Origin of the sequence: Terrabacter aerolatus (assembly GCF_007991735.1) — a bacterium.
GTDB lineage: Bacteria > Actinomycetota > Actinomycetes > Actinomycetales > Dermatophilaceae > Terrabacter > Terrabacter aerolatus.
Genome location: NZ_BJYX01000021.1, coordinates 33131 through 57137, shown reverse-complemented (window position 1 = coordinate 57137; position 24007 = coordinate 33131). Strand labels below are relative to the sequence as shown.

Here is a 24007-nt window from a genome sequence, read left to right as displayed (position 1 = left end):
TAACGACGCGGCAAGCCCAGCGTTATTGCTCGGATCACCCACCGGAAAAAGGCCGCCGGTCGTTGCCGGGCGCACCGGCAGGCCGCGGTCAGCTGTGCGGCGTCAAGGGTCCGAAACGGGCCCAGTCGTCCGGGTCGTGGCCGATCCACAGTGTGTGACCGGCGGTCTCGAGCATGCGGAGCTGCTGCAAGCTCTGCACCGCCGCACGGGGATCCCAGTCGTGGGGGTAGGGCGCGAGGCGATCGAGGCCCTCACGCAGGTGAACCGTGTCTCCCGTGAGGACGATGCTGCGCGCCGGCAGCCGAACCACGAGGGACAGCTGCCCCGGCGTGTGCCCCGGCGTGTGCAGCACGGTCAGTGAGCCGTCCCCGAGAACGTCGTGGACGGGGGATTCCACCGTCGTCCACCGGCGCGCCGCCAGGGGCTCCAGGTCATCCCGCCAACGGAAGTAGCGAGCGCTCGCCGGACTCGGCGACCTCGACCAGCTCAGCTCTCCCGGACCCACCAGCAGCTGCGCTCGGGGGAAGAGGCGCACACCGCCGGCATGGTCGCTGTGGCCGTGCGAGAGCACGACATGCGTCACGTCCTCCGGATCGAAGCCCAGCGCGGCGAGCTGTCGGTCAATCCGCTGCCCCGGATGGGTCCGGACCTGCAGCACGTCGGCGAGCTCACCGAAGTAGCCCACGGGGTCGTCGCTCAGCCTGGGAGCGAACCCGGTGTCGAAGAGCACCAGGGCGCGGTCGTGCTCGATGAGAAATGCGGGTGCGGGAAAGGTCACCGTGCCCCCCGCGCCGACGACGAGGTTCGCGGCCTCGGTCGTCATCAGCGGTGCGTCGAGCGCCCGCAGCCGCAATGCGGTGCCCGGCCCGCTCGTGGGCAGCCGGGGGTGTGTCACGAGGGACAGAGGAATCCCACGAGCAGAGCGTTGAACTCCTCGACCCGCTCGAAGGGGACCCACAGGCCGGTGCGACCGTACAGGTGCACCTGGACGTCCGGGATCCGGTTGAGCAGGAATAGAGCGTTGTCGTAGCCCTGCACGCGGTTGTCCCGTCCCCAGACGACGAGGGTGCGTGCGCGGATGCGGTCGACGTCGCGCCAGACCTGTTCGGTGGCCGGGCGGTTCTGCGCCCCCCGGCCATCCGGCGCGCCCGTCATGAACTCGGGCTCGATGCTTGCCCGGTAGCGTTCTTCGACCAGTTCCTCGGTGATCGACGAGGCGTCGTACATCATCATCTCGAGGTACGACCGCATCTTGGCCCGAGAGGGGCCCTCACCGCCGTAGTACGACTGGATGACCTTCTGGCCTTCGGAAGGCATGGGCGTGAAGAGGGGGAGCCCGCCGGCTGAGCTGACGAGGACGAGGTTGTCGACGACCTGCGGGTGCTCGATGGCCAGCATCATGGCCGCAGCGCCACCGGTAGCCATGCCGAGGATGTGGGCGGAGTTGATCTCCAGGGCGGCCAGCATGTCGGCGAAGACCTTCGCGTAGAAGGCGTAGCGGCCTCCGCTGATCTGGGGCTTGTCGGAGCGGCCGTAGCCCGGGAGATCGACGACGAGGACCCTGAAGTGCTCGGCCAGTCCGGGGACGTTGGCCCCGAAGTTGCCCCAGCCGTAGGCCCCCGGGGCGCCGCCGTGGATACAGAGCAGCACGGGACCCGACCCGGCCTCGTGGTAGTGCACCCGGACCTCGCCGGCGTCGACGAAGCGGCTCGTCGACTCGGCGGTGATCGGCACGGTCGCCGCAGGGGTGGGAACGGTCGCGGACATCAGATCTTCACGTGGGCCGGGATCGGGTGACCGAAGAGGTTGAGGCCGTAGGCCTGGAAGATCGGCCCGGACCCGTTCTGGACGTGGTGCAGTGCGGCCTGGGTGTCGCGCCACCGACGCTGGAGGGCGCCGCTGCGGTGCAGCGACCCTCCTCCACTGAGCCGGAACACGCTGTCGGCGGCCGCAGCGGCACGCTGGCTCGCCTGGACCTGGTTGCGACGCACCTCGGCGCGCAGCTCGAGCGGCACGACCTCTTCGCGCGAGACCATCTCGAAGACGCGTTCGACGTCCCAGAGCACGTGACGCACGCTCGCGTCGATGTCTGCTGCCGCCGCCCCCATAGCCGACAGCTGGAACGGGTCGAGGGCCGCCCGGCCGCCGCGGCCCTGCCGAGAACGGGTCACTGCCACGTATGCGGCGAGGGTGCCTTTGGCCATCGCGAGCGTGGCCGTCGTGATGGCTCCTGAGAACATCACGTTGCGCGGCATCCGGAACAGCGGCACCGACTCGCGGCTGGGGTCCTTGCCGCCCGTGCCCTCGGTCACGCCCTTCGTCTCGATCGTGCGGTAGTCAGGGACGAACGCATCCCGGACCACCAGGTCCTTGCTGCCGGTGCCACGCAGTCCCATGACGTCCCAGGAGTCCTCGACGATCTGGTAGTCCGAGCGTGGGAGGAGGAAGTGCACCGCGTCCGGCTCGGTGACGTTGCCGTCCTGGTCGGTGACGAGGCCACCGATCATGACCCACTGGCAGTGGTCGGTCCCGGACGAGAAGTTCCAACGTCCGTTGAAGACGTAGCCCCCCTCCACCGGCCTGGCCCGACCCATGGGCGCGTATGGGGAGGCGACCCAAGTGTCCGGGTCCTCGCCCCAGACCTCCTCCTGCACACGACGGTCACCGTGGGCCAGCTCGTGGGGGTGGACTCCCACGACGCCGGCGACCCACCCCGCGCTGGGGTCGTGCGACCCGATCTCGAGGACAGCACGGAAGAAGTCCACGGGATGCGCCTCCAGCCCGCCGAAGTCCTTGGGCTGGAGCATGCGGATCACGCCCGAGGCCCGCAGTGCGGAGGCCGTCTCGTCGGTGAGCCGGCCGAGCTCCTCTGCTGCTGCTGCGTTGGTCTCGAGCAGGTCTGCGATCTGTTCGATGTCGTCCAGGACGGTCATGGCCGCTCCTCTCGTCGATGTGGTCAGGGGGTGCGGTGGTGACCCCAGTAGTGGGCCACGTCGTAGCGGGTGGGCAGCCACGTCTCGTCGTCGATGAGGATGCCGTCGACGCCGTACTCGATTCCGAAACCGGAGGGTGACCGGACGTAGAACGAGATCATCTTGTCGTTCGTGTGCTTGCCGAAGGTCGACAGGATCGGGGCCGCTCCGGCGAGGACCTTGTCGTAGTTTCGGCCGAGCACGTCGAGGTCGTCGATCTCGAACATGAGGTGACCCACTCCGATGGGCCGGTTGGGCGCTGCCGCGAAGGCGAACGAGTGGTGCCTCGGGTTGCAGTGTGTGAAGACACCGGCGACACCACCCGGCATGTCGATGTGATCACTGAGACGGAATCCCAGCAGGTCGAAGTACAGCTGACGGTACGTCTGCTCGTCACGCACCACCTGGAAGGCGTGCCCGAGCCCGAGCTCGCGCGCCACGAAGGTCGCCCCGATCGGGGACACGAACCGCTCTGCGGCGTTGCGCAAGCCCCAGAACAGCTCGACGTCGTAGTTGTCGTCAGGGTCGCGGAAGCTCGCCAGACCTTCGACGCCGCGCTCGCTCGCGGACTGCGCGTCGCGCTGGCTGACCTCGTATCCCGCGGCTACGAGCCGCTGCGAGATCTCCTCGAGCGCGCACTGGCTGCCCACGTCCCATCCGAGCGCGATGACACCGTCGGCGTCCGCGCTTCGGACGTCGATCCGGTGTATGTACTCGTCCATCCGAAGGGTGAGCCGCTCGGCGGTGCGCTCGGCGACCTGCAGCCCGAGCAGGTCGGCGCCGAAGCGCTCCCAGGCCTCGAGGTCGGTCGCCGACACCACGGCATATCCGAGGGCCTTGACGCGTGCATTCATCGTTGGTCCTTTCTTCGACGTTGTCTGGTCGTCATGCTGTGTCCTGGGCGCGGGCCCGACCAGCGGACCGTGCCAGATGGCGGAATACCGTCGACGGTCGACGGTCGATGTCACCGGCACAGCCTCGCGGCCGCCGCGGCCGCGGCCCGGGACAGCGCCTCGACCCACTCCTGCACCTGACCGGTCGTGGCGCCGGCCGGGAGCCCGGACATCCGCATGGCGATGGGTGGCGTGTCGTCCGGCCCCGGGACCGGCACGACGATCGAGTGCAGGTGGTAGGTCTCGTCCGGGTCGAGGTCCGGCTCGTAGAGGGCTGCCGTGTCGGCGATCATCTGCTTCATCAGCCGCTCGTGCTTCGGCAGTCGATCCGTCGAGGAGTAGTCCGACATCAACGAGATGCGGTCGACCGACGGGTCCGGCATGAGCGACAGCGAGAAGCCGCGCTCGCGGACCCGGTCGAGGTTTCGTCGGAACGTCTCGACGGTGGCGACCCCCTGTCCCGGCGCGCGGGCGAGCCACTCCTGCACCTCCCCTTCCGACGCGTCACGCAGGAACACGGAACCGAGCGGCGGGATGAGCGGCACGCGATGCCCGACGGAGGGCGTGGTCCGTTCCTCCGACTGGTTCGAGGTGAGGACGAACACGACGTCGCCTCCCACCTTGGCGAGCACCGCGCAGTCGACACCGTGGGCCGCGCTCAGCTGTTCGATGTCGTGCCGCGCCAGCTCTGCCAGCCTCACCGCGTGGATGAGATCGGGGTGCGACGGCGCGACGAGCGACGGCGGGGCGAAGCGCCCGTAGCCCCCCTGGAAGAAGAGCAGCGGCAGCGACGGCCTGGCCACCGAGAGGTGGCGGACGCGACCGACGACGATGTAGTGGTCCCCGCCCTCGAGGACGTCCTGGTAGGTGCACTCGATCCACGAGACCGCTCCATCCAGGATGGGCGCCCCGCCTGGGGCGGGCGTCCATGCGACGTCCTCGAACTTGTCCTCTGCGCGCGACGCGAACCGGCGACAGGTCTGCTCCTGGTCCGAGGCAAGAACGTTGACGCAGAATGTCTTTCCCGTACGCAGTCGAGCGAAGCTGCCCGACTCGCGCGTCGGCAGGAACGCCACGAGGGGCGGGTCCAGCGAGACCGAGGTGAACGAGCCGACGACCATGCCTGCCGGCGTGCCGTCCTCGGCGATCCCGGTGACCACGGCCACGCCTGTCGGGTAGTGCCCGAGGGTCTCGCGGAAAAGTGCTGGGTCGATGTCCTCGTCACCTACAGCCACCGTCGTGTCGAGCTGGGTCATCGGTGCCTCCTCGTGTGGTCGGACCCCCTTCTGGGGGCCCGCGCCTCAGTCTCGTCGGCCGGGCGGGCCCTCCCTAGGCTGCTGTCCCGGCGGGCGGGACGTTTGTCGGGGGCCTCCCTCGGGGAGTGCAGAGCCGACAAAGCGACAACCGCGAGCTCGACGTCCTGGTCCGGGCTGGCGCCGCTGACCCCCAGTCCTCCGACGAGCCGGTCGCCCTGCCGTACGGGCAGGCCGCCCGGCAGGGGCGTGGGACTGAACGGCAGCCCCTCGCCGAGCAGCACGAACAGGTCCGGATGGTCCGCGCGCAGCTCGAGGAGGCTTTCCGAGGGGCGGGCGAAGGCTGCCGCTGTCCGCGCCTTGGTGCGGGCCACGTCGGGGGTGAACCAGCTCGCCCCATCGCCGCGCACGACGACGAGGTCGAAGCCGCGCTCGTCGACGACGGCGACGCTGACTCGCAACCGGAGCTGCGCAGCCGACTCCAGCACCGAGCGCACGAGGGCTTCGGCCCCGGCGGCAGTCAGCACATGCTCGTGGGAGTCCGTCACGCCCCTGCGCCTGCGCTGACCGGCGCCACCTCGCTCTCGTCGGCCGGCGGCTCGGCAGCCGCGGCGGCGGGCGTACGGATCAGCGTGTAGACCCGGCTGCGCAGCTCGGCGAAGGCGGGCAGCGCTTTGGTGGCGAGCTGGTCCCGGGGCGCGGGCAGGTCGACCGGGATGAGCGCCGCGACGCTGGCCGGCTTGCCCGACAGGACCAGGACGGTGTCGGCCAGGTAGACGGCCTCGTCGATGTCGTGGGTGACGAGGACCACGGTGATACCGAGGCGCTCCTTGAGCCGGATGACGAGATCCTCCAGGTCGGCACGCGTCTGGGCGTCGACCGAGGCGAACGGCTCGTCCATGACGATGGCATGGGGCCGGAAGGCGAGCGCACGTGCGATGGCGACGCGCTGCTGCATGCCTCCCGAGAGCTGCCACGGGTACGCGTGGGTGGAGTCGGCGAGCCCGACTTCGGCCAGCGCCGCGCGTGCCTGATCGAGCCGCTCACCCTTCGGGACGCCGGCCGAGCGAAGCGGTAGGGCGACGTTGTCGATGACACGCAGCCAGGGCATGAGGGAACGGCTGTAGTCCTGGAAGACGACGGCCATGCCGCGTGGGGTGTCGCGCACCGCCTCGCCCTCGAAGACGACCAGGCCCTCCGTCGGCTTGCGCAGGCCGGTCAGGCACTGGAGCAAGGTCGTCTTGCCTGCGCCCGAGGGCCCGACGATGCAGAGGAACTCACCCTTGGCGACGGTGAAGTCGAGTCCCTGCAGGACCGTGTGCTTCCCGTACGAGTGACCGAGGCCGGTCACCTCGAGGACGGTGCTGTTTGCTGCTGTCCGGTCATCGGTCTCGTTCATGAGCCGCCTCCTTCGTGGTGGGCCATCATGCCCTTGTGCCAGCTCAGGACCCGGTTCTCCACGAGGCCGAAGAGCTTGTTGAGCAGGTAACCGACGATGCCTAGGGCGACGATGCCCGTCCACATCGCGGGGATGTTGAACTCGCGTTGCGAGTTGAGGATGAAGTAGCCGATGCCGCCCGGGGTGCCGACCATCTCCGAGATCACCATCGCGACAACGCCGATCGCCAAGGCCGTCCGAGCACCGGCGAAGACCTGAGGCATCGCCGTGGGGAGGATGATGTAGCGGATCCGGTCCCAGGACGAGAGCCGGTAGCTCTTCGAGACGTCCCGGAGGACGGGCTCGACGGAGCGGACGCCGTCGATGGTGTTGAGCAGGACAGGCCATGCGCTGACCAGCGCGATGATGGCGATCTTCATCGGGGTCCCGATTCCGAGCAGCAGCATCATGATCGGCAGCATGGCGACGCCCGGAGTGGCCCGGAGGAACTCGATGATCGGTCGGACCGCCTCTTCGACCGCGCGAACCGAGCCGAGCAGGAGGCCCAGGGCGCCGCCGCCGACGATCGCGATGGCGAAGCCGGCGGCGAGCCGGGCCACACTCGGCATGATCTCCGTGGGGACGTTCTGGAAGATCCAGAGCGCCTTGAACTCGCTGAGGATCGTGGCGAGCGGCGGGAAGTAGAACGACGAGCTGTTCGCGCTGGCGAACCACCAGATGACGAGGAGCAGCACCGGGAGCCAGATCTCCCACAGGACCTTGGAGCGCAGTGACTTCATGTCAGCCTCTCTCTCGCTGCGACGGGTGCCACCACAGGATCCGACGCTGTGCGGCGAGGAGGACGAGGTTGAGCGCGACCCCGAGCAGGGACGCCGTGAAGGCATACACGAACATCTCGTCGGGGTTGTTGACCGTCAGGGCGTTGAAGAGGTTGCGCCCGATGCCGTCCGTGCCGCCGAGGAACTCGGCCGAGATCGCCAGCAGCAGGCTGATCGTCGCGGCGATTCTCAGCCCGGTGGTCAGGAAAGGCATGGCGCTCGGCAGGTATACCGTGCGGATCCGGTCCCTGAGCGTGAGATGGAACGCTTCGCCCACCTGTCGCAATTGCGGCGGCACCTGCTGCACCGCGTAGGTGGCCTGCACCAGCATCGGCCAGACGGCGCCGAACATCACGAGGATGAGAGCCATCACGCGGGTGCCACCGAAGAGCAGCAAGACCAACGGCAGGATGGCCACTCCGGGGATCGTGCGACCGAAGTCGACGACGAACTGGGAGCTGAGGGCCACCTTTCGGCTGGCTCCGTTGAAGAGGCCGAGCGGCACGCCGACCACAACGGAGAGCAGGAGGCCGAGGTTCGCCGTGAGCAGGGTGTTGCCGATCGCGGTCCAGTAGTCAGCAGTCCGAGCCATCTCCAGACCGGTCCTCAAGGTGGCACCTGGGGTGGGCACATCCGCTGCCCGACCCGGGCCGATCGCGAACAGGTGCCACACGCCGATCGCCAGGACGATGGCCGCCACTTGCCTAGCCAGCCGGGCGCGAGTCCTCGAGCCCTTGGCTTCAGGTCGTGTCATTGCAAGCTCCTCCTTTCCATGTCGCGGCAGCCCTCGGCTGCCGCGACATGGACACTTCGGGCTACTGGCTGGCCGGAAGAAGCTCGGCGGCCTTCGGCGCCTTGGCCTGATCCAGGAGGCCGTACTTCATCAGCCGGTCCAGGGCTGTCTGCACGGACGTCGAGCTGATGGGTTCCGTCCCGAACTCCGGGAAGTGGGCCTTCTCGAGCAGCTCCTTCGGCGCCTTCACGTAGGTCGATGCGACCTGCACACGCTTGGCCTGGTCCGCGTTGACCTCCGAGTTGGCCTTGAGGATCGCCTGCTCGAACGCCTTGACGGTGTTCGGGTTCTGCTTGGCGAACTCTTGCGTGGTCACATACGCGTAGGCGAGGTCCCCGCCAGCTGCGGTGTACCCAGCCAGTCGCTGAATCGAGGTGTCCTTGAGGGCTGCCGTCCCGGCAGGCTCGGACGTCGTGGTGACGTCCACGTTCCCAGCCTTCAAGGCAGACAGGGTGTTGGGCACCTCGACGAACTTGATCTTGGACGAGTCGCCTCCGGCCTCGTCGACGGCCGACCGGATATCCACCCAGATCTGGCTGTTGATCTGCGGGATGCCGAACGTTGCGTTCTGGACGTCCTTCATGGTCTTGATCGGGCTGCCTGCACGGACCCAGAGGTTGCCCACTCCGAATCCGTCCTTCGGGGGCGTTCCCTTGGCGCCCGGGGCCACGAGCACAAGGGGCACGCCCTTGCTCTTCGCGACCGCCGGGACGGTCATGTCCATGAGGGCGAACTGGACCTTCCCACCGAGCAACTGCGGCATACCCTCGGCAGGGGTGGCCACCTTGGTCAGCGACACGTTCAGCCCGGCCGACTTGAACATCCCATCGGCGTTGGCCGCCTCGGCGCCCAGTGCGTTGAAGCTGGGGAACACCGCGACGGAGATGTCCGGCTTCTCTACTCCCCCAGTCCCCTGGGCGGCCTGCGAATCTGAACCACAGGCGCTTGCCAGGCCGACGGAGGCGATCGCAGCCAGGACGACGACCGTCCGGCTGGCTCTGCGTGATGTGACCATGTTCGTTCCTTACTCGGGATCCAGCGGATCCCGTCCGTCCCCGTTGACGTCGGCAGGTCGGCGACCTCGCCACGGCCATGATTCCCACGCCCGTGGCGAAGGTGGGTACTCCTCGTGCCGCCCCTCGGAACATGAGGTTGGCACGCTGTCGATGCCCCGATGACGCATCCGCTCACTCTGCGGAATAGCCGCCGGCCTTCAGCGCCGTTCCACATAACGGAATATCTGTCCCATGCAGCCGCACATCTGGGATATTCGGCTCAGCCACTCAATGCCGAGGTGGCATGGCGAAGGAGAGCCGATGACCAGGCCCGTCAACAACTCGTCTGCCGCACGTGAGGGTGCCGGTGCGATACCCCATCCGCACCTCCATGCGGCTCCGCCCCCGGAGTTCCCGGTCAGCCTGTGCCCCGAACCCGAGGACCGGCAGATGACGTCGGTCGGCAAGGCGCTCGAGCTGCTGGCGGCTTTCAGGGGCACGGTTCCTGAGCTCGGAGTCAGCGAGCTGGCGCGACGGGCAGGTATGCCGAAATCCACAGCCTTCAGACTGCTCGGCGACTTGGAGCGTGCCGGCTTCGTGGCCCGGTCAGGCGCCAAGTACCGCTTGGGACTTTCGCTCTTCGAACTGGGCAGCCGAGTCGGTTTCTGTCGCCCTAATGGCCTGCGAGACGTAGCCATCCACGCACTCAGCGAACTGCATGTGCACACGGGCCTCACCGCACACCTAGCCATCCTCGAGGGCGCGGATGTCGTGTACGTGGAGAAGGTTCACGCAGGCAATCCGGCGCGCGTGGTCACCGTGCCGGGCGCGCGGCTGCCTGCCTCGTGCACCGGCCTCGGCAAGGCGATGCTGGCTTTCAGCAGCGTCGCCATTGTGCGTCAGGTCGTGGAGGCCGGACTCCCCCGGCGCACCCGCAACTCCATCACCGAGCCCGGCCGGTTCGTTCGGGAACTCCGTCGGGTCCGCGAGTCCGGGGTGGCCTATGACCGCGAGGAGGGCACCTTGGGACTCTCGTGTGTCGCCGCTCCCGTCATTGTCGAGGGACGCGTGATTGCAGCCATCTCCGCCTCCGGTCCTCCACACGGGACGAGCTGGCCGCGCATCGAGTCGCACGTGCGACAGGCCGCGAGCGCCGTGAGCAAGGCCTACGCGATGAACATGTCCGAGGTGTCCTGAACCTTCGGGCCCTGCCAGCCACCGAGACAGACGAAGGGCTGGTCCGAGCCTCAGGGTTCGGACCAGCCCTTCGCGGTCACCGACCGACATCCTTCAGAGGCGGGTGCCCGGCGGCAGGTCGTGCCCGTACAGGTTGAGCCCGTAAACCGCATAGACGGGGTCGGCCACGTTGGAGGCGTGGGCCAACCCGGTGTGCGCGTCGCGCCAGAACCGCTGGATCGGGTTGTCCAAGCGCATGGCGTGACCACCCGCGTGAGCCACGATGCGGTCCACGGCGTCCACGGCGCGCCGGACGGCCCGCACCTGGTTCCTGCGAATCTCTGCCCTCACCGCCACGTCGATCGGCTCGTGGCGCTGGGCGAGGTTCCAGAGTCTCTCGATGTCGGAGAGGAACTGCACCCGGCTCGCCTGGATGTCTGCAGCCGCCCCCCCGAGCGCGGCCAGCTGGTGCGGGTCCTGGCTGACCTGGTGCCCGGCACGGCTCACCCGGGAACGGCTGTGCGAGACGAAGGCCGCCAACGCGCCCTCCGTTAGGGCGAGGGTCGCGCAGGCGATGGTTCCGCTGAACATCGTGTGGAACGGCATCCGATAGAGGGCCGTATCTCCCCGCCCGGCACGTTCAGCCGCTGCCCCGGTCTCGAGGTCGGCGGGATCGATGACCCTGTGTGCGGGCACGAAGGCGTCCTTGATGATGACGTCCTTGCTGCCCGTACCTCGGAGGCCGACGACCTGCCAGGAGTCCTGGACGATCTCGTAGTCGGAGCGCGGCAAGATGAAGTGCCTGACCGGGTTGGGCTCGGTGACCTCGCCCTGCTGGTCGGTGACCATGCCGCCCAGCACGACCCAGTCGCACAGGTCCGTGCCGGAGGAGAACGGCCAGCGTCCGCTGAACAGGTAGCCCCCTTCAACGGGACGAGCGCGGCCGAAGGGTGCGTAGGGCGACGCCACCCAGGTGTCGGGGTCCTCGCCCCAGATCTCCTGCTGCATCTGCCGCGTGCCGACAGCGAGCTCGAACGGGTGCACCCCGACGACACCGGCGACCCAGCCCGAGGACCCGTGGCGGGAACCGATGGCCAGGACCGTCTCGAAGAACTCGACCGGCGAGCTCTCAAGGCCGCCGAAGTCCTTGGGCTGCAGCATGCGAACCACCCCGGTGTCCTCCAGGCGCTTGCGCGTCTCGTCGGGCAGGCGACCCAGGTCGTCAGCCTCCTCCGCCTGCTCCTGCAGGAAGACAGCCAGCTCCTCGACGCGGTCGAGCACGGTGTTCATCGCTGTGTTGCCCTTCTCGTGGGTGTCGTCCGGTCAGTTGTTGGCCACGAAGTCGGCCACGAGCCGGTTGAACTCGTCGGCATGCTCGAGCTGGGCCCAGTGGCCACAACGGTTGAACAGCACGAGCCGTGCGTTCTGGATGACTGTTACGAGCTTGAGGCTGTGCTCGTAGCCGACGACCCTGTCGTCGCGGCCGTGGACGATGAGGGCCGGGGCCGCGATGCTGGCCAGTTCCTCGTCGGTGGCTGTTCCTCGGCGGGGCTTGCCGATTCCCGCGGCGAAGTTCTTTAGGTGCTCGCGGTTGGCCGTCGCGTTCTCGTAGCGCTGCTTGGCCAGTGCGTCGCTCTTGCTACCGCTGTCGAAGGTCATGATGTCGACAAGCTTGGCCATGACCTCGATCGACGGCTCGAGGTAGCCCTGGTTGAGGATCTTCAGGCCCTCGGAGGGACCGTCGCTCGGGGAGAACAGGCGAGCTCCGCCTGCGCCGGCTCCCATAGTGACCAGGTGGGACACCCGCTCAGGGTGGACCGCCGAGAACTTCAAAGTCGTCGCGCCGCCCATCGAGTTGCCGACGATGGCCGCCTTATCGATGCCAAGCGCGTCAAGCAGGTCTCGCACTGCAGCGACGTGGTCGCGGCGCTCGTAGGTGACGGGTGAGGACTTGCCCCAGCCGGGCATGTCCGCTGCGATGACCCGAAATTGCCTGCTCAGCGCCTTGAGGTTGGGCCCGAAGTTGCTCCAGCCGGTGGCGCCGGGACCACTGCCGTGGAGCATGAGCAGCGGGTGCCCGTCTCCGGCCTCGTTGTAGTGGATCATGCCGCTGGGCGTCTCGACCGTGCGGCTGGTGCTCTGCTCGGTCAGTTCCACAGTCGTCGTGGTCATCGGCCAACTCCTCGTTGCGGTGTCGGGCCGGCGTCAGGTTCGACACCGGCGTTGCCAAGCAGCATCGCGCAGGGGCCCTTGGTTGCCGAGCCAGCCGTGCCACCTCTTGGAACGCGTGGCCGTGCGACATCGCCCCTACTCGTGAGGCCCGCTGGCGCGTTTCGCCACGGCTGCGCACACCCACGTCGCGCCGGTGGCGGCAGCAAGGAGAACGGTCATGGGTATTGGGTTGGCCCGGCCCCCGAGACCTACGAGCGGCGCGACGGTTGCGCCGGCGACGAACTGGCCAAAGCCGATGATGGCAGAGCCCGATCCGGCGGCATCGCGGGCGTTGCTGATCGCGAGCCCGATCGAGTTGCCGAAGATGAGGCCCATGCTCCCGACCAAGAGCGTGAGGACGGGCACGAGAGCCCGCGGTGGCCCCGCCAGCCCGACAACGAGCGACAGGGTGACGACCGCGGATGTAAGCAGAACGAGTCCCGCATGCAGCATCTTGACTGGCCCTCGGCTACGCACGAGGCGGGCGTTGACAGCGTTGGCACCGATCATTGCCAGCGAGTTCAGCGCGAACAGGGCCGATCCGGTGAGCGCGCCGAAGCCGAGGTAGTCCTGGTAGATGAAGGATGAGGCTGAGATGTAGCCCATGAGAGCCGCGAAGCTGAATGTCTTAACGAGGGCGTAGGCCGTGAAGCCAGGACGGCGCAATACCGTCCAGAGGTGAGTGGGCCTTGCGGTTGGCGCGGGCTGCTCACCGGGTGAAGCAGCCAACAAGTCAGGGCCGGGACGTCGAATCGGGGCGGTCTCTCGGATGATGAACACGGCGACGAGGCTCATGACGACGGTCAGGACCGCGAGTACCCCCAGCACCCCTCGCCACCCAATCGGACCGGCAAGCAACCCCCCGGCGACCGGGGCGACGATGGGACCTAGCCCGCCGAGGACCGCGAGCACGCTGAAGATGCTCGCCGCCTCGGCGCCGCGAAAAAGGTCGGCGACGATGGCGCGCGCGATCACGATCCCGGCGGCGCCCCCGAGTCCCTGGAAGAAGCGGGCACCGAGCAGTACCTCGATGGTCGGTGCGTACACCGCGATGAGCGAGGCGCCGACGCAGACCAGGGAACCCGCGACCAGCGGTCGCTTGCGCCCACGACGGTCCGACAACGGGCCGAAGAAGAGCTGGCCGAAAGCCACGCCGACGAGGAACGTCGTGAGGGTGAGCTGGACTCCCGAGGGCGATGTCGACAGGTCGTGGGCGATGCGCGGGAAGGACGGGAGGTACATGTCCGTCGCGAATGGAGAGATCATCGACAGGAGCGCCAATGAGGCGAGCAGAACCGCGCGAGCGCCGCCTGGAACGGGGGGCAACGTGGCCGAGTCTGGGCCGCGAGAAGTTGTCGTGGCGCCGTAGGGGGCCCGGGTTTCACTTGCCACGTTCATCCCCGGCGCGTCTCATGGTCACCCTTGTTGTCATCCTTCGTGTTCGCGCTCGACCCAGATCGGGCGGGGAGCCGACACGATCGGAGTTCGATGGACGCCGGGCGCCCGAGGCCGAGCTTGCGGCCACTTGGCACTTCAGGAGCTGCCGCGATCGACGAGCCCCCTAGCGGGTAGCCATCAGGTCCAGGGCGATGTCGACGATCATGTCCTCCTGGCCGCCGACGAGCTTGCGACGGCCGACCTCGAGCAGGATCGAGCGCACGTCGATGTCGTAGCGCTGCGAGGCAGCCTCGGCGTGGCGCAGGAAGCTGGAGTAGACCCCCGCGTAGCCGAGGGTCAGCGTCTCCCGGTCGACCTGGACGGGCCGGTCCTGCAGGGGCCGGACGAGGTCGTCGGCGGCGTCCTGCAGGGCGAAGAGGTCGCAGCGGTGCTTCCACTCGTTGAGGTTGGCGACGGCCACGAACGGCTCGATAGGGCAGTTGCCGGCTCCCGCGCCGTGTCCGGCGAGCGAGGCGTCGACGCGCACGACGCCCTCCTCGACGGCGACCACGGAGTTGGCGACGGCGAGCGAGAGGTTCTGGTGGGCGTGGATGCCGATCTGGGTGTCGGGGTCGAGCACCTCGCGGTAGGCCCGGACGCGCTCGCGCACGCCGTCCATCGTCAGGCGGCCCCCAGAGTCGGTGACGTAGACGCAGTTGGCGCCGTAGGACTCCATGAGCCTGGCCTGTGCGGCGAGTTCGGGGGCGCTGCTCATGTGGCTCATCATGAGGAAGCCGGAGACGTCCATGCCGAGCTCGCGGGCCTTGCTGATGTGCTGGGCCGAGACGTCCGCCTCGGTGCAGTGCGTGGCCACGCGCACCGACCGGACACCGAGGGAGTATGCGTCCTCCAGCTCGGTGATGGTGCCGATGCCGGGCAGCAGCAGGGTCGTCAGTGTGGCCTGCGAGATGTTCTCGGCGGCCGCCTCGATCCAGGCCCAGTCGCTGTGCGAGCCGGGCCCGTAGTTGAGGCTGCCTCCGGCGAGCCCGTCGCCGTGCGCGACCTCGATGGCATCGACCCCGGCGGCGTCGAGGGCGGCGACGATCCGGCCCACGTCCGTGGGGCTGATCCGGTGCCGGACGGCGTGCATCCCGTCGCGCAGGGTGACGTCCTGGATGTAGAGCAGCGGGCTCTCGGTCTGCGGCTCGGTCACGCGAAGATCTCCTGAGGTAGTGGCGCGGGTGTTGGCCGTCGTGCTCATGCGGTCACCCCCGCGGCCCGTGAGCGGACCCGTTCGGCGACGCTCTCGGCCACGCGCATCGCTGCGGAGGTCATGATGTCGAGGTTGCCGGCATACGCGGGCAGGTACATCGCCATGCCCTCGACCTCGAGGAAGACGCTGACCTTCGTCGTCACCGCGGGGGCGCCCTTGGGCAGCAGGGTGCTCACCGGCTCGTCGGGGGCGATGGGTGTGAACTGCACCTGCTGCTTGAGGCGGTAGCCGGGCACGTACTCCTGCACCTTCGCGACCATCTCGTCGATCGAGGCCCGGATCGCCTCGTGCGTCTGCTCGTCGGACTCGCCGATCAGGGCGAACACCGTGTCGCGCATGATGAGGGGCGGCTCGGCGGGGTTGAGGATGATGATGGCCTTGCCGCGCAGCGCCCCGCCGACCTTCTCGATGCCGGCGGTAGTCGTCTCGGTGAACTCGTCGATGTTGGCGCGCGTGCCCGGTCCCGCCGACTTCGACGCGATCGAGGCCACGATCTCGGCGTACGGCACGGTCGTCACCCGCGAGATCGCCGCCACGATCGGGATCGTGGCCTGACCGCCACAGGTGACCATGTTGACGTTCTCGACCCCGGGACCGTCGTCCTCGAGGTAGCGGTCGAGGTTGACCGGAGGCACGACGTACGGGCCGATCGCCGCCGGGGTGAGGTCGATGAGCTTCTTGCCGTATGCGGCCAGCTTGGCCGCGTTGGCCACGTGGGCCTTCGCGGACGTCGCGTCGAAGACGATGTCGATCTGGTCGAAGCCGTCGAGGGCGATGAGCCCGTCGACGCCCTCGTGGGTCGTCGCGATGCCCATGCTCGCCGCTCGGCGCAGCCCGTCGGAGGTCGGGTCGATCCCGACCATCGCCGCCACCTCCAACGTCGTGGACAGCCGCATCACCTTGAACATCAGGTCGGTACCGATGTTGCCGGGGCCGATGATGGCCACCTTCGTCTTCGTCATGAGAGGTCCTTCTCGGCAGGGGTCGCGGCCGGGGTCGAGGCCGGGGTCACGCCCGGGGTCGTGGCTGGGGCGAAGGAGACGGCCACCGAGCCGAGGCCGGTGATGTCCGCGCGGACCGTCGAGCCCGGCGTCACCGCGTGCATTGGCCCGAGCGCCCCTGACAGCACGACGTGCCCGGCCCGGAGCGGGTCGCCGAGCTGCTGGGCCGTGCGGGCGAGCCAGAGCAGCGCGTTGAGCGGGTCGCCGAGGCAGGCCGCTCCGTTGCCCTCGGAGACCAGGGTCCCGTCGGCGTGCATCTGCATGGTGACCGAAACCGGCTCGAGCTCCTCGAGGGTCATCCGGTCCCGGCCCAGCACGAACAGCGCGCTCGAGCCGTTGTCGGCGATGGTGTCGGTGATCCGGATGTCCCAGCCAGCCACTCGGCTGTCGACGATCTCGAGGGCCGCGACCGCGTAATCGACCGCAGCGCGGACCACCTCGAGGTCGAGGTCCGCGCCGTCCAGGTCGGCGCCGAGCACGAACGCGACCTCCGCCTCGACCCGCGGCTGCAGCAGCCCGCGCATCGGGACCTCCGGCAGTGCCGACACGTCCATGTCATCGAACAGGACGCCGAAGTCGGGCTGGTCGACGCCCAGCTGCTCCTGGACGGCCGGTGATGTAAGGCCGATCTTGCGGCCGACCACCCGGGCCCCGGCAGCGCTCCGCCGCTCAGCAATACGCCGCTGAACGGCATACGCCCTGTCAACGTCTTCCAAGCCGAGGACGTCACGGACAGGAGAAGAGGGCTCACCAGTCCGTGCGGCCCGCTCGAGACGCTCAGCGGCCTCGACGACGACGGTGTCGCCATCGCTCTGGACCGCGTGCTCTCGCGCAGCAGCTGGGTCAACGGTCATCGGGACCTCCTCCTCGGTGTCCCAACAGCGTGCCCGGGCGCACTCGGCCTTCCTATCGCGGCGGTCCGCTCTGTGGAACAACGTCCTCGAGTGACGGGACTCGGCCATGCCTCTGGCAGCCAACTGAAACGAGGTCACCGCCCAGAGGTTGCGACACCGCAGGTGCCTGAAGCTGTGTCCAGGTTCTCGCCACTGGTCACCGCGGTCGCGCCAACTCGCAACCGAGCCACGGGGGCGAGGGCCCGTCCACGGGGGCGAAGGCCCGTGTCCAGCCAGTCAGCTATTTGGGTTCCACCCTCGTCCTCGATGTCGCCCCAACCCTCCGCGCATGTGACGCCTGGCTCCACCCCCCAGCGAATCGTGACCCGGTCCATGCGTCATCCGTAGGTCTCACGGAAGGGGAGCGGGCATGGAACGACTGCTGACCGTTGAGGACGCTGCCAAGGTCCTCGGAACTACCGCCAGATTTCCGCGGCGTCTCATCGCGGAGCGACGGATTCGGTTCGTCCGTGTGGGCCGGCACGTTCGAATCCCGGAGTCGGAGCTTCAGGAGTTCATCAACGAGGGCACCGTGCAACGACTCCACCTCTACCCGACCGGCTCGGGCTGATGGTCCGTCGACGGTTCGGGTACGTCCGCAAGCTGCCCTCGGGCCGCTTCCACGCGAGTTTTCAAACCCCCGACGGCAGCAGACACAACGCGCCCGAGACCTACCGCACTGAAGCGGACGCGGCCCGCTTCCTCGACCGCATGCAACAAGAACTGGATCGAGGCCACTGGCAGCCGGATGCGCGGCTCGGGCAGCGAACACTCCGCGAGTGCTGCGAGGCCTACCTGGAGGAGAACCCGCGGGTCGGCGAAAGGTGGGCTGAGACGTGCCGTCGCAACATGCGACTCCACCTCGAGGACCTGCTCGACCGGCCCACCGCGACGATCACGCCCCCCGTGATTCGCGCCTGGCACGCGAAGGCACTTCGAGGAGCCGGCGGGCGCACCTCTATCAGCCAGTCGTACCGCTTCATCCGAGCCGTGCTCAATGTGGCCGTCCAGGACGGCGCCATCGTCCGCAACCCCTGTCAGATTCCCGGCGCAGGCGCCCAACGCTCCGCTGAACGTGGCATCGCCACGCCCAGCGAGGTCGCGCAGCTGATCGAGGCGACAACCCCTCGCCTTCGAGCGGCCGTGGCGCTCGCAGCGTGGTGCGGACTTCGGCGCGGCGAGATCTGTGCACTCCGCGTCAGCGACGTCGACCTCGCGGCCGGCCGAGTCACAGTGCGACGCAACTACGTCGAGCTGCTCGAAGCACCCCGCAAGTTCGAGAAGGATCCAAAGAGCGACGCTGGCAAGCGGACGGTCACCATCCCGCCTCACATCCGGCCCCTCCTCGAGCACCACGCCCGCGAGTACAGCGGCGCTGTCTACTTCGTCGCTGATCGCACGGGACAACAGGTTCGAGGCAACACCATTTATCAAGCCTTCGTTCGCGCGCGGCACCAGGTAGGTCTCACGATCGCCTTCCACGACCTTCGCCACACCGGGCAGTCACTGGCGGCGGCGACAGGCGCGAGCCTCGTCGACCTCAAGAAGCGGCTCGGCCACTCCTCGACCGCAGCGGCGCAGCGCTATATGCACGCGGTGGAGGGGCGGGATGCCCAGATCGCCGACGCGCTCTCCCAGCTCGCCGAGGGCGGAGACGCGAGCAGACTGCCGAGGACGTTCTGATGGCGTATCGCACGCCGGATCGCACGACCCTGCCTACCGGGCCGCTGACCTGCAGCTATGCGTCTCCCTGAAAATCGGAAGGTCGGCGGTTCGACCCCGCCCCTGGCCACATCAGCCGAAGCCGGAGGTCACTCGTTGGTGACCTCCGGCTTCCTACTGTCCCGAGGGACCAACCAGATGCTCAACCACAGCCGCGCACGGAACCAGGGCAGTGTCTACCCCGACATAGTGGCGTGGGCCAGGCAGGACGGATCCCGGAGGGCGTCACTGAGCACCCGGAGGCACCCTCACGACGTGGCGCTCCGCCCCTCGGCCCCGAGGTCGAGGGTGTGGGCGCCGCGCTCCGCCTTGGTGGCGAGGTAGTGCGCGTTCGAGTCCGAGAGGTGCACGCCGGTGGGCACCCGATGCGCCACCGTCACCCCGAGGCGACGCAGCTGCTCGGCCTTGTCGGGGTTGTTGCTGAGGAGCGCGACGCGGCTGACGCCGAGGGCCCCGAGCATCTGGGCGGCCACGGTGTAGTCGCGCTCGTCCTCGTCGTAGCCGAGGGCGAGGTTGGCCTCGTACGTGTCGAGCCCGCGGTCCTGGAGCACGTAGGCGTCGAGCTTGGGGTAGAGCCCGATGCCGCGACCCTCCTGCCGGAGGTAGAGCAGGAACCCGCCCGAGGCGTCGAGCCGCTCGACCGACTCACGCAGCTGCGCGCCGCAGTCGCAGCGCCGGCTGCCGAAGACGTCGCCGGTGAGGCACTCGCTGTGCAGCCGGGTCGCCGTCGGGCCCTCGTGGGCGTCGGTGGGCCGTGGGGCGGCAGCCCGGTCACCGAGGCCGAGGGCCAGGTGCTCGCGGCCGTCGACGAGCCCGTCGAAGGTGAAGACGCGCGCCGTCGTCCCGAAGCCGTCGGCGAAGCCGAGCGGGACCAGCACGTGGGCACGGATCCGGGCCGGTGCAGGGCTCACCCGAGGTCCGGTCCCTGCCACCACTTCCACCGCCCGGCGTGCCTCGACCGTCCTCGGCCCCGGTCTCCTCGCGGCGGTCACGACGCCTCCTCGAACCGCGACGACAGGGCGTAGCGCAGCAGCACCACGTCGCCGATCTGGCGCACCTCGGCCAGCGTCGCACGCCGGCCCGGGTGCCACGGGTAGTGCCCGTCGCCGACGAACCGGCATGCCGCCGAGTCACCGACGAAGAAGGGCGCCACGACGAGCTGCAGCTCGTCGGCAAGGTCCTCGGTGAGCATCTGGGTGTGGACCGAGCCGCCCCCCTCCACCATGAGTCGCCGGACCCCGCGGTGACCCAGGTCCTCGCACACTCGGCGCATCGTCACCGGTCGCCCGGCGTCGACGACGGTGGCGACCGCGCCCAGACGTTCACGCGCCGCAGGCACCGTTCCGCTCGGGCAGTAGACCAGCTTGGGGGCACCATCAGCCGCGAAGAAGGCTGCGGCGCAGTCGATCCCGGCCTGACGAGTCACGGTCACCTTCGTGGGTGACGGCGTGAGACCGCGCGCGACCCGGGCGGCGCACCGCTCCGCTGACCGCACGAGCAGGTGGGGGTCGTCGCGACGGATCGTCATCGCGCCGACGAGGATCGCGTCGCTCGCGGCGCGCTCCTCGTCGACGCGGTCGAAGTCTGCGTCGTTGGAGAGCAGGAGCCGGGTCGCGCTCCCGCCGCTGAGGTAGCCGTCGATCGACATGCCACAGCTGAGCAGCGTGTAGGGACGGTCAGCCACGCGCGACTCCCTCGATCGGTACCAGTCGCTCCCGGGACGCCGGGAGCCGACGCGACAGGGCGACGACGACCGCGCCGGGCAGGCTCGAGACGAGCGCCATGACCCCGTAGACGACCGCGGTGGCCACGCCCCCGGCGGCGCCGAGACCGACCGCGGCGAAGGCCCACGCGGCCGCGCCCTCCCGAGGTCCCCACCCCGCGACGTTGAGCGGCACGCTCATGGCCACGAGCACGACGAGTGCCAGCGGCACGAGGCGGCTCGCCGGCGCGGTGACGCCCGCGGCCCGCGCCGCCACGACGAAGGTGGCAGCGTGCCCGAGCACGACCACCGTGGAGCTCCCGACGACGCCCGGCCACGTATGCCGTCCCAGCAGTCCCGCGCGGACGTCGGCCCACGCTGCGCGCGCCACGCAGACGACCCGGTCCGCCACGGCGCGGCGCCGCTCGCGACCCACGACGGCCACCAAGGCACCGGCGAGCCCGGCTGCGAGCACGGCTGCGACCACGACGACACCGAGCGCCACTGCCAGCACGGCAGGTCCGGGCGCGACCAGGCCCTGCATCCCGGAGGAGTCGAGCAGCACCGCGGCCGTGATGACGGCGAGCACCGCCTGTCCGGCAGCGCGCTCCCAGACCACGGAGCGCAGTCCGCGCCCGAGGTCCCCACCGGACCGGCCGTGCCGGACGCCGCGGTGCAGGTCACCCAGCACCCCGCCCGGAAGGGTCACGTTGAGGAACTGCGACCGGTAGGACTCCGCGACCGCCGAGCGGAGGGAGAGCTCTGCTCCGAGGCCACGGGCCACGAGGACCCAGCGCCACGCGCCGCACACGGTCGTCACGACGGCGATGGCGCCGCCGGTCGCGACCGTCACCGCATCGAGGTGCCGGAGGGCGTCGAGGAACGGTCCGGCACCGAGCTGGTGCACGAGGAGAGCGACGATGCACAGCCCGACTACGGGGCTGAGCCACGACCGGTCGCGCTGCATCTCCTCCGCCCTTCTGCGATGACCCTCGGTGGTGAGGACGTCCCTCCCACCGATCGGGTTCAGGCGTCCCGTACCCCCACGAGCGCGGCCGAGACCTGCTGGGCGGTGACGGACCACGGGGCGAGGTGGCGCCGGCGCTGCCGCGCACGCCCGCGCAGTCGCTCGCGGAGGTCCGTCTCCCCGAGCCAGCAACGGAGCGCGTGCGCCAGAGCCTCGGGGCGCCCCGGTGGGACGAGCAGGCCGGGCGGTCCCTCGTCGGTGCGCCCCACGGCCTCGGGCACGCCACCGACGGCCGAGGCCACGACCGGGAGTCCGTGCGCCAGCGCCTCGGTGACGACCATCCCGAACGTCTCGACACGTGAGGGCAGCACGAGCAGGTCGGACGCGGCATACGCCCGCTCGAGGTCGTCGCCGCGCAGCGGGCCGACGAGCTGCACCCGCCCACCCAGTCCTGCTCGAGACAGCTGCCGGCGGAGCCGGGCGACGAGCTCGGGCTCCCGGTCCAGCGACCCTGCCACGACGCACGTCCAGGGCAGATCGGCCACGAGCGCCAGCGCCGTGAGCAGGTCGGCATGCCCCTTGATCGCGGTGACCGCACCGACACAGAGCAGCCGGACACCTCCGCTAGTCCCGGGCGACAGCTCGGCACGACGGACGCCCGGTCGCGCGACGTGGACGACCCCGGGATCGAGGGCGTAGGCGTCGAGGAGGGTCCGACGCGTCCACCCGCTCGTCGTGACGATGCTCGACGCCGCTTCGAGTACCCGGCGTTCCTTTTGTGCCGCAACGGGATCCGTCAAACCCAGTGGCAGGTGCACGAGTACCGTCAGTCGCAATCGCTCCCCTGCAGGGACGAGGACGTCGGCGGCGCAGGAGGCCACCAGTCCGTCGACGAGCAGGAGGCCGTCCCTCGGGACGTCGTCCACCACGGCGGAGAGGTGCCCGAGGGAGGCCCGGTCCGGGTGCGGCCACGCGCCCGGCACGTGGTGCTCACCGACCACCCAGCCCGCCTCGCGGAGCCCGTCGAGCACGTGCCGGTCATAGGCGTTGCCGCCGCTCACGAGGTCGGGGTCGTCGATCCCGGCCGGGACGACCGCCCGGACCTCTCTCAGAGGTCGCACTCGTAGGTCGCCCACGCCACGTGCGACTCGTGCAGGGTGACCGAGAGGGCCGTCACGCGGTCGGTCGCACCACCGAGGTCACCGGCGCGCACCCGCTCGCCGACGACCACGGCGACGTGTCGGGCGAGGACCTCGGTCGTGGTGTTGACCCCTGCGAAGGCCGGCTCGTCGTCGAGGTTGCGGTACCCGAGGGCGCCGACGACCTCGTGGACGTGCTGCGTCGCGAGGCCGATGTCGACGAGGATGCCGTCGTCGTCGAGCTCGGGACCGCGGAAGGTCACGTCGACGACGAACGTCGCGCCGTGCAGGCGCTGGGCCGGCCCGAAGACCTCGCCCGTGAAGCTGTGCGCGACCATCATGTGGTCCCGGACGGTGACGCTGAACATCGGCTCCCTGCCTCAGTGGGTGGATGGGTAGGAGATGGTGTGGCAGACGGCCGGCAGGGAGCCGTCCGCGAGCCCGATCATGATGTCGGGCAGCTCCTCGAACGGGGAGTCGCCGGTGAGCAGGGCGTCGAACGCGGGGTCGCGCAGCAGGCCGACCGCGAGGGCGAGGCGCTGCGCATGCGTGTAGCGCGAACGCCTCGCTGCCGCAACGGAACCCACTTGACTGGCCCGGATGCGCAGGCGTGAGGAGTGGAACGACCCACCGAGGGTCAGCTCGACCTTCGAGTCGCCGTACCAGCTGAGGTCGAGCACGGTCGCCTCGGGCGCCAGCAGGTCGAGGGAGAGCTGGAGCCCTGCAGCCGTGGCGCTCGTGTGGACGACGAGGTCGTGGTCGCCGCGCACCGAGGCGACGTCGTCCGGTCGGGCGAAACCGACCCCGAGACGCGCCGCGAGATCGGCGCGCGACGGGTCCACGTCGACGAGGGTCACCCGACACCCGGGGATCCCGGCGACCAGGCGGGCGACGGAGGCGCCGACCATGCCCGCTCCGACGACGGCGACCCGGTCACCGAGGCGCGGCGCCGCGTCCCAGAGCGCGTTGAGGGCCGTCTCGACCGTGCCTGCGAGAACGGCCCGTCGCGCCGGCACGTCGTCGGGGACGGGCACCACCGACTCGACGGGGACGACGTATGCCGTCTGGTGCGGGTGGAGGCAGAAGACCGTCCGTCCGAGCAGGTCCGACGGCCCCTGCTCGACCCGGCCCACCCCGAGGTAGCCGTACTTGACGGGCGCCGGGAAGTCACCCTCCTGGTGCGGCGCCCGCATGACGGAGCGCTGGTCGTCGGGCACGGCTCCGCGGAAGACGATGGTCTCGGTGCCGCGGCTCACCCCGGAGTGCAGGGCGCGCACGAGCACCTCATCGGGCCCGGGCGCCGGCACGGTGACGGGACGGATCTCGCCCCTGCCGGGCTCGACCACCCAGAACGCCCGCGCATCGGTGGACACGCGACCAGACTAGAGCGCCCCGTGAACTCCGGCGGCGAGCGCGTCGTCCT

Annotated in this window: 25 protein-coding genes; 3 read left to right on the top strand and 22 right to left on the bottom strand. The window is 69.5% G+C overall.

All coding sequences use genetic code 11. The annotated features are described in order from the left end of the window. Positions 1-88 precede the first annotated feature (88 nt). From TAE01_RS16600 to TAE01_RS16555, 10 genes are all read right to left on the bottom strand, one after another. Positions 89-895 (bottom strand): N-acyl homoserine lactonase family protein, encoded by an 807-nt coding sequence (locus TAE01_RS16600; protein WP_222594160.1) that lies wholly within the window; start codon positions 893-895, stop codon positions 89-91. After that, positions 892-1767, bottom strand: coding sequence for an alpha/beta fold hydrolase (locus TAE01_RS16595; protein ID WP_147067924.1), 876 nt, complete (start codon positions 1765-1767; stop codon positions 892-894). Before TAE01_RS16595 ends, TAE01_RS16600 begins: the two co-directional genes overlap by 4 nt. Beyond that, the gene (locus TAE01_RS16590) at positions 1767-2933 is read right to left on the bottom strand and encodes an acyl-CoA dehydrogenase family protein (protein ID WP_147067923.1); all 1167 of its coding nucleotides are present in this window, start codon (positions 2931-2933) and stop codon (positions 1767-1769) included. Before TAE01_RS16590 ends, TAE01_RS16595 begins: the two co-directional genes overlap by 1 nt. A gap of 23 nt (positions 2934-2956) precedes the next feature. Continuing rightward, positions 2957-3826: a VOC family protein gene (locus tag TAE01_RS16585; protein ID WP_147067922.1), complete on the bottom strand. Its 870-nt coding sequence runs from the start codon at positions 3824-3826 to the stop codon at positions 2957-2959. Between the two features lie 110 nt (positions 3827-3936). After that, a complete protein-coding gene (locus TAE01_RS16580; RefSeq protein ID WP_147067921.1) occupies positions 3937-5121 on the bottom strand; it encodes a flavin reductase in 1185 nt (394 codons plus the stop codon). Further along, positions 5118-5666: a GlcG/HbpS family heme-binding protein gene (locus TAE01_RS16575; protein WP_147067920.1), complete on the bottom strand. Its 549-nt coding sequence runs from the start codon at positions 5664-5666 to the stop codon at positions 5118-5120. The genes TAE01_RS16580 and TAE01_RS16575 overlap by 4 nt, the downstream gene beginning before the upstream one ends. Next, a complete protein-coding gene (locus tag TAE01_RS16570; protein ID WP_147067919.1) occupies positions 5663-6517 on the bottom strand; it encodes an ABC transporter ATP-binding protein in 855 nt (284 codons plus the stop codon). Before TAE01_RS16570 ends, TAE01_RS16575 begins: the two co-directional genes overlap by 4 nt. After that, positions 6514-7296, bottom strand: coding sequence for an ABC transporter permease (locus TAE01_RS16565; RefSeq protein ID WP_147067918.1), 783 nt, complete (start codon positions 7294-7296; stop codon positions 6514-6516). The genes TAE01_RS16570 and TAE01_RS16565 overlap by 4 nt, the downstream gene beginning before the upstream one ends. Position 7297: 1 nt before the next feature. Beyond that, positions 7298-8035, bottom strand: coding sequence for an ABC transporter permease (locus TAE01_RS16560; protein WP_222594159.1), 738 nt, complete (start codon positions 8033-8035; stop codon positions 7298-7300). Positions 8036-8150: 115 nt separating this feature from the next. Next, entirely contained in the window at positions 8151-9143 is a 993-nt protein-coding gene (locus TAE01_RS16555; protein WP_147067916.1) for an ABC transporter substrate-binding protein, read from the bottom strand. 301 nt (positions 9144-9444) lie between these two features. Here TAE01_RS16555 and TAE01_RS16550 point away from each other — a divergent pair, with 301 nt between their 5' ends. Then, complete coding sequence (locus tag TAE01_RS16550) at positions 9445-10320, top strand: IclR family transcriptional regulator (RefSeq protein WP_186815251.1); 876 nt, start codon at positions 9445-9447, stop codon at positions 10318-10320. Positions 10321-10413: 93 nt separating this feature from the next. Here the strand turns inward: TAE01_RS16550 and TAE01_RS16545 are convergent, their stop codons facing one another. The 6 genes from TAE01_RS16545 to TAE01_RS16520 form a co-directional block, all read right to left on the bottom strand. Beyond that, positions 10414-11589, bottom strand: a complete 1176-nt coding sequence (locus tag TAE01_RS16545) for an acyl-CoA dehydrogenase family protein (RefSeq protein ID WP_147067914.1) — start codon at positions 11587-11589, stop codon at positions 10414-10416. A gap of 33 nt (positions 11590-11622) precedes the next feature. Then, positions 11623-12471 (bottom strand): alpha/beta fold hydrolase, encoded by an 849-nt coding sequence (locus TAE01_RS16540; RefSeq protein ID WP_147067913.1) that lies wholly within the window; start codon positions 12469-12471, stop codon positions 11623-11625. A 135-nt stretch (positions 12472-12606) separates the two neighbouring features. Continuing rightward, a complete protein-coding gene (locus TAE01_RS16535) occupies positions 12607-13908 on the bottom strand; it encodes a multidrug effflux MFS transporter (protein ID WP_147067912.1) in 1302 nt (433 codons plus the stop codon). A 163-nt stretch (positions 13909-14071) separates the two neighbouring features. Continuing rightward, positions 14072-15100, bottom strand: coding sequence for a 4-hydroxy-2-oxovalerate aldolase (gene dmpG, locus TAE01_RS16530; protein ID WP_246111410.1), 1029 nt, complete (start codon positions 15098-15100; stop codon positions 14072-14074). Between the two features lie 44 nt (positions 15101-15144). Then, complete coding sequence (locus TAE01_RS16525; protein ID WP_147067910.1) at positions 15145-16122, bottom strand: acetaldehyde dehydrogenase (acetylating); 978 nt, start codon at positions 16120-16122, stop codon at positions 15145-15147. Next, positions 16119-17015, bottom strand: coding sequence for a 2-keto-4-pentenoate hydratase (locus tag TAE01_RS16520; RefSeq protein ID WP_147067909.1), 897 nt, complete (start codon positions 17013-17015; stop codon positions 16119-16121). The genes TAE01_RS16525 and TAE01_RS16520 overlap by 4 nt, the downstream gene beginning before the upstream one ends. A gap of 409 nt (positions 17016-17424) precedes the next feature. Between TAE01_RS16520 and TAE01_RS16515 the strand changes: the two genes are divergently transcribed. Next, positions 17425-17625, top strand: a complete 201-nt coding sequence (locus TAE01_RS16515) for a helix-turn-helix domain-containing protein (RefSeq protein ID WP_142219391.1) — start codon at positions 17425-17427, stop codon at positions 17623-17625. Continuing rightward, positions 17625-18737, top strand: a complete 1113-nt coding sequence (locus TAE01_RS16510) for a tyrosine-type recombinase/integrase (RefSeq protein WP_147067908.1) — start codon at positions 17625-17627, stop codon at positions 18735-18737. The genes TAE01_RS16515 and TAE01_RS16510 overlap by 1 nt, the downstream gene beginning before the upstream one ends. A gap of 287 nt (positions 18738-19024) precedes the next feature. Here the strand turns inward: TAE01_RS16510 and TAE01_RS16505 are convergent, their stop codons facing one another. The 6 genes from TAE01_RS16505 to TAE01_RS16480 form a co-directional block, all read right to left on the bottom strand. Further along, on the bottom strand, positions 19025-19687 hold the full coding sequence (locus tag TAE01_RS16505; protein WP_147067907.1) for a GTP cyclohydrolase II: 663 nt from the start codon (positions 19685-19687) through the stop codon (positions 19025-19027). A gap of 77 nt (positions 19688-19764) precedes the next feature. Next, positions 19765-20460 carry a RibD family protein gene (locus tag TAE01_RS16500; RefSeq protein WP_147067906.1) on the bottom strand — a complete coding sequence of 232 codons (696 nt, stop codon included), beginning with the start codon at positions 20458-20460 and terminating at the stop codon, positions 19765-19767. Continuing rightward, the gene (locus TAE01_RS16495) at positions 20453-21445 is read right to left on the bottom strand and encodes a lysylphosphatidylglycerol synthase transmembrane domain-containing protein (protein WP_147067905.1); all 993 of its coding nucleotides are present in this window, start codon (positions 21443-21445) and stop codon (positions 20453-20455) included. Before TAE01_RS16495 ends, TAE01_RS16500 begins: the two co-directional genes overlap by 8 nt. Before the next feature lie 59 nt (positions 21446-21504). Beyond that, entirely contained in the window at positions 21505-22566 is a 1062-nt protein-coding gene (locus TAE01_RS16490; protein WP_147067938.1) for a glycosyltransferase family 4 protein, read from the bottom strand. Continuing rightward, a complete protein-coding gene (locus TAE01_RS16485; protein WP_147067904.1) occupies positions 22554-22952 on the bottom strand; it encodes a 6-pyruvoyl trahydropterin synthase family protein in 399 nt (132 codons plus the stop codon). Before TAE01_RS16485 ends, TAE01_RS16490 begins: the two co-directional genes overlap by 13 nt. Before the next feature lie 12 nt (positions 22953-22964). Next, entirely contained in the window at positions 22965-23957 is a 993-nt protein-coding gene (locus TAE01_RS16480; protein ID WP_147067903.1) for a zinc-dependent alcohol dehydrogenase, read from the bottom strand. Between the last annotated feature and the right edge of the window lie 50 nt (positions 23958-24007).

Excerpts from the sequence above, each read along its gene's own strand:
- TAE01_RS16555 (WP_147067916.1), bottom strand. The coding sequence starts at position 9,143 with ATGGTCACATCACGCAGAGCCAGCCGGACGGTCGTCGTCCTGGCTGCG.
- TAE01_RS16510 (WP_147067908.1), top strand. The coding sequence starts at position 17,625 with ATGGTCCGTCGACGGTTCGGGTACGTCCGCAAGCTGCCCTCGGGCCGC.
- TAE01_RS16565 (WP_147067918.1), bottom strand. The coding sequence starts at position 7,296 with ATGAAGTCACTGCGCTCCAAGGTCCTGTGGGAGATCTGGCTCCCGGTG.
- TAE01_RS16570 (WP_147067919.1), bottom strand. The coding sequence starts at position 6,517 with ATGAACGAGACCGATGACCGGACAGCAGCAAACAGCACCGTCCTCGAG.
- TAE01_RS16515 (WP_142219391.1), top strand. The coding sequence starts at position 17,425 with ATGGAACGACTGCTGACCGTTGAGGACGCTGCCAAGGTCCTCGGAACT.
- TAE01_RS16580 (WP_147067921.1), bottom strand. The coding sequence starts at position 5,121 with ATGACCCAGCTCGACACGACGGTGGCTGTAGGTGACGAGGACATCGAC.
- TAE01_RS16485 (WP_147067904.1), bottom strand. The coding sequence starts at position 22,952 with ATGTTCAGCGTCACCGTCCGGGACCACATGATGGTCGCGCACAGCTTC.
- TAE01_RS16590 (WP_147067923.1), bottom strand. The coding sequence starts at position 2,933 with ATGACCGTCCTGGACGACATCGAACAGATCGCAGACCTGCTCGAGACC.
- TAE01_RS16595 (WP_147067924.1), bottom strand. The coding sequence starts at position 1,767 with ATGTCCGCGACCGTTCCCACCCCTGCGGCGACCGTGCCGATCACCGCC.
- TAE01_RS16545 (WP_147067914.1), bottom strand. The coding sequence starts at position 11,589 with ATGAACACCGTGCTCGACCGCGTCGAGGAGCTGGCTGTCTTCCTGCAG.
- TAE01_RS16520 (WP_147067909.1), bottom strand. The coding sequence starts at position 17,015 with ATGACCGTTGACCCAGCTGCTGCGCGAGAGCACGCGGTCCAGAGCGAT.
- TAE01_RS16540 (WP_147067913.1), bottom strand. The coding sequence starts at position 12,471 with ATGACCACGACGACTGTGGAACTGACCGAGCAGAGCACCAGCCGCACG.
- TAE01_RS16585 (WP_147067922.1), bottom strand. The coding sequence starts at position 3,826 with ATGAATGCACGCGTCAAGGCCCTCGGATATGCCGTGGTGTCGGCGACC.
- TAE01_RS16495 (WP_147067905.1), bottom strand. The coding sequence starts at position 21,445 with ATGCAGCGCGACCGGTCGTGGCTCAGCCCCGTAGTCGGGCTGTGCATC.
- TAE01_RS16550 (WP_186815251.1), top strand. The coding sequence starts at position 9,445 with ATGACCAGGCCCGTCAACAACTCGTCTGCCGCACGTGAGGGTGCCGGT.
- TAE01_RS16525 (WP_147067910.1), bottom strand. The coding sequence starts at position 16,122 with ATGACGAAGACGAAGGTGGCCATCATCGGCCCCGGCAACATCGGTACC.
- TAE01_RS16535 (WP_147067912.1), bottom strand. The coding sequence starts at position 13,908 with ATGAACGTGGCAAGTGAAACCCGGGCCCCCTACGGCGCCACGACAACT.